General features: G+C 41.8%; 3 protein-coding genes. All 3 read right to left on the reverse strand.

The features are described 5' to 3' along the window. A partial coding sequence (locus H6S82_RS21585) for a DUF4114 domain-containing protein (RefSeq protein ID WP_191056682.1) occupies positions 1-922 on the reverse strand: 922 nt, incomplete at its 3' end. Positions 923-1653: 731 nt separating this feature from the next. Continuing rightward, positions 1654-2907: an ATP-grasp domain-containing protein gene (locus H6S82_RS21590; RefSeq protein ID WP_190462947.1), complete on the reverse strand. Its 1254-nt coding sequence runs from the start codon at positions 2905-2907 to the stop codon at positions 1654-1656. Beyond that, positions 2904-4104 (reverse strand): hypothetical protein (locus H6S82_RS21595; RefSeq protein ID WP_206756884.1); only part of this gene is annotated, 1201 nt, incomplete at its 5' end. The genes H6S82_RS21595 and H6S82_RS21590, both read right to left, overlap by 4 nt.

Raw genomic sequence — 4104 nt, forward strand, 5'->3', positions numbered from 1 at the left:
GCCAATCTTTATCGGGAGCAATTACATCATCCAACTTAACCGCTTTTCCACTCGCACCAGTTACCCGAAAAACTAAATCGTTGTAATCCTTATCTGACCCAGCATCAACCCGCTTATCCTCCATCACAAAAGTTTTCCCATCGCCCGTAACATCAGCAATTTGACCGACGTGAAACGCTTCATTCGGATTAGCAGTTACCAAGGAGAATAGAGGACGCTTTGCTCCGCCGATATTGGGACGATCGAATACTTCTTGCACAGTACCGTTAGGAACCAGCATCAAACCAAATTTCTCACCAGGTTTCATGGTGAATGTTTTGATATTTTTATATTCGCCACTGTTTTGGTTATCACCCCAAGGAAAAGTGGGACTAAATTTAGCACCTTCTGTAGCATCTTGTATTGCAATGTAACCTTCTGGGGAGTTACTGAGCGATCGTCTAGCAACTTCCTTAATAAATAAGTCGGAACCTGGAGCAAAAGCCTCCATTCCCGTCAAACTGAAAATAGCCAACTCGCCTTGGTATCCGCCACCGTCAATTAAGTAATCAACTCCGACTTGTCCCGTTTGCCCAACGGTGAAAAATCCCGATTCTATATTCAACTTAGTCAGGGGGTCAATGTTGAGAGTATAGTTGGTATCGCCACTGGTTTGGGAAAGCTCAAGAGAATATCCCCCAGATGGCAAATTATCAAGGTTAATTGCGCCTACACTAGCAGGGCTAATTGAACCACTGTGCAGATTTGTTCCCTGACTATCGTTGAGTTGCCAGTCCACTGCTGCACTGATGCCGGTGAGTGATAACTTTAAACTTTGAGTATCGCCGAGCGTAAAGTTATACCTGTCCGATGGATAGGCAACGCTAAGAGCATCTGTTGCGTTGTAAGAAGTATTCAGTAAACCAAGATCGAAGGCGGACATTTGTTAGCTCCCCAAGGTCGATACACATACTCGATCTGTTCAGTCAGCTGAAAAAAGACCACCAAGAGGAGTCTTATCAGCTGTGTTGCTGCGATCAGGGCATCCACACAATCTTATTGGGGCATCCTCAGCATATTTATGCGTTATGGCGCTAAGAATTATGCTTAAAGTTTGCCAGCTAGGAAAAAACTAACTTATCCAAGTTCTGTTTTTGAATAACCAACTTAAAGATGCCTTGAACCCTGACGGTAAAACTCCACTCTAAACTCGCTTTTGTCCTTCTACAGCTAGATGTAAACGCCAATCAGGTAAAACTTACCCTCTAGCTCGAACAAATACACCAGTGAATATACTTAGCTAGCTTTAAACTTTAAATAATCTTTAAAAAACGCCCTATTATATAAATTTTTGATGAAGTTACCAGTCCTCGCCAATTTTAATAGACCAATTATATAATGTCTGGATGCGATGGCGGGGTAAATTGTATTTTTGGATACAATTTACCCGGCTCCAGCAGTCACGGCAGACCCTTACTGCTCTGGCGATCGTTCTCACTTCTCGGTTTACTGAATTTTTTCTAGTGCGGCAGCTACCTACAGGTTAGCAATCGCTTTATACCACCCGTTTTGCAGCGATCGCCTGCTTCTCTAACGCGCCTGGAGAGGAGGGCATGGGCACGTAGTTAAAACTTGCCCAAATCAATTTACATTGAAAAGCTTGGCACTTTTACTTTATATTTTATAAGTATAAATATTCAATATTTGTTGTAATAATTTCCAACGTGAAGATACGTTTTGCCCAACGTCTTTGCGAAATTTAGTTTCTAAGGATACTGAGCTATAAAGATATCTGTAAACTTTTTTAATTGTTCTTGAGATGGAATAACCGACTCCTGAAAAACAAGATTCCATTCCACCAGTATTGACCCTAAAATCGTGAGTAAAGTTTTCATCTTCATCAACCAGAATATGAGTCCCGCCTCTAGCAACAACTCCTACTCCCCAAAGCTCTGGCCGAAATATTATTTTAGGTTTGATTCCAGAGGCCACACTAAACAATAATCGATCCACGTTTTTGAGTAAAAGAATTTCACTTGAGAGTTCTGGATCGCCAAAACGTGCAGTAAATTCTAGAAAAACAGGTTTATGCCGTTGGGAATCCACCATAAAGTTAACATCAAGAGGCCCACAGTAACCTAAAGATTCCAAAACTTGTGGTAGCGCTTCTAGAAAGCATAAGCTGTGTCTAAGGTCAAAAGCATTTCGTGCTACAGTTCCCATCCCTGGAGTATTTGGTCCTCGATCGCCATCAAAAGCCCGTTTAAATTCAAAATTTACATTGAGAAGCACTATATTTCTGCCTTGGCACATCAAGGAAAGAGCTACTTCCTGTCCTTCTATATACTCTTGAACAATAACATCACCCTCTGACAAAGCTTGGAAAGCTGCTAAAAGCTCAGTAGCGTTATTAGCAAATAACGTACCGCGCCCTCCAGCCAATCCATCAGCTTTGATTACCAAACGACGATTAGGTAACGTCTGTTGTTGAAGTAACCATTGCTGCCGATCGCGATCGCGCACGATTTCAGTTGATGGTACAGACAAACCACTAGCACGAGCAATTGAGATACCATAAGCCTTTGATGTCTCCAGCTGGGACGCTTTTTGATTAACCCCAAAAACCAGGTAATTACCTTTTGATTGATAAATGAGCGCATCAACTAAACCCACATCAGAAGATTCTACGTGAAGGCAGACTACCAAATCGGGTTTTAGCTGATTAACTAAATTTAGAATTTCGCTAACGCGACGAATCTGTTGCCAAGCTGGTTCTTCCTTATATCTGATTGGGAGTGGTATTGACAATAACCCTTTAAGTTTCGTCTCTAAAAATCCAGGAACTGCTAAAACTTCATGTCCTTCAGCCAAAAGAACTCTAGCAAGAGCTATTGTTCTGAGATCGTTTCCCACAATAACAATTCTCATTGTTTTAACTCCGTCAAAAATTCCAATAACATAAGCTTTAGAGTGTTCTGCATCGGCAATTGCTTCTCAAAACTTATATTAGAGAGTGGTAGACCCATATCCAAAAGGTTTCTGAGGTGAGAAGGTATCGGTATTTGCAGCAATTTGAATGCTGTTTCTGTACATCCGCATTTAATATCCGCAATCAATTCCTGCAAAGTCTGCTCTAGATTGTAAAAACCTTCTCTAATAGATGCTTGTGTCAAGTACGGCTGACTGTTAGTTCCAGCCATCACCACAGATAAAGCAACTAAGGCTCCAGCAAGACAATCCGAATCTTTGGCAAGGGGTTTCCAGATAATTCCAGGTGTGAAAGGCTCTAGTTGCCAGCACCGATGAAGATTTAAAAGGTGATAAACAAAAGATGAAACAAGGGCATAACTTGTGACTGTATGAGCGTGTGCTATGTCAGCAGCAATATCTGCTAATGCACTACAAATAATCCGAAATACTGCCTCTTGTGAGATAGGAACAGACGCAAAAGCTGATAGCTCAAAATTAGGATGATTTGGAAAAATAGGCCATAATCCATCTGTATGACCTATTTCATGAGCAAGAATTGATTCCAGGATGGCACGGTTTTTTCGGGATTCGCTATCAGCAAGTTCTTGTATACGATCTTTCATCAATGGAACTGCAACTGGAGTGAGCCAATCTATAGCAATATCCCATCTTGCACGCCAAGTAGTTAAAAATTCAAGACTAAGACAAACAGACTGTGGAAGATTGTCTCCTCTGGGAGCTGCGCTATCGAGAAATAAAACTAGATGACGGCCTGTTGCATACGGCCCGATTCCGGCTTCTAATTCTACTGGTAAATGAAGTGGAAGTAAAGGAACGTTCTCAGGCCATTGTTGCTTGACTTCTTCATATTCCTGATAACAAGGGCGAAATACTAGGATGTTAAGATGAGTTGTTTTCCACGAAATCAGAGGTGCAACAATAGCGAGACGCTCTACACGATTGCCCAAGGCAGCTACTAAGCTGTAGCGTGCCATATTATAGTCAGCAATATTACCAGTCACTACCGCATTAGCCCAAGTTGCCAGTACATCCTTTCCGCACTGGCAAAGACCCGCCGCCCTACCTAACTTAGTTAGGGCGTGTTCCATTTTCGATGAGTTCAACATAAGCTTTGTCCACAGATAAGGCAATAAC

It is taken from the genome of Planktothrix sp. FACHB-1355, assembly GCF_014748295.1.
GTDB lineage: Bacteria > Cyanobacteriota > Cyanobacteriia > Cyanobacteriales > Aerosakkonemataceae > Aerosakkonema > Aerosakkonema funiforme_A.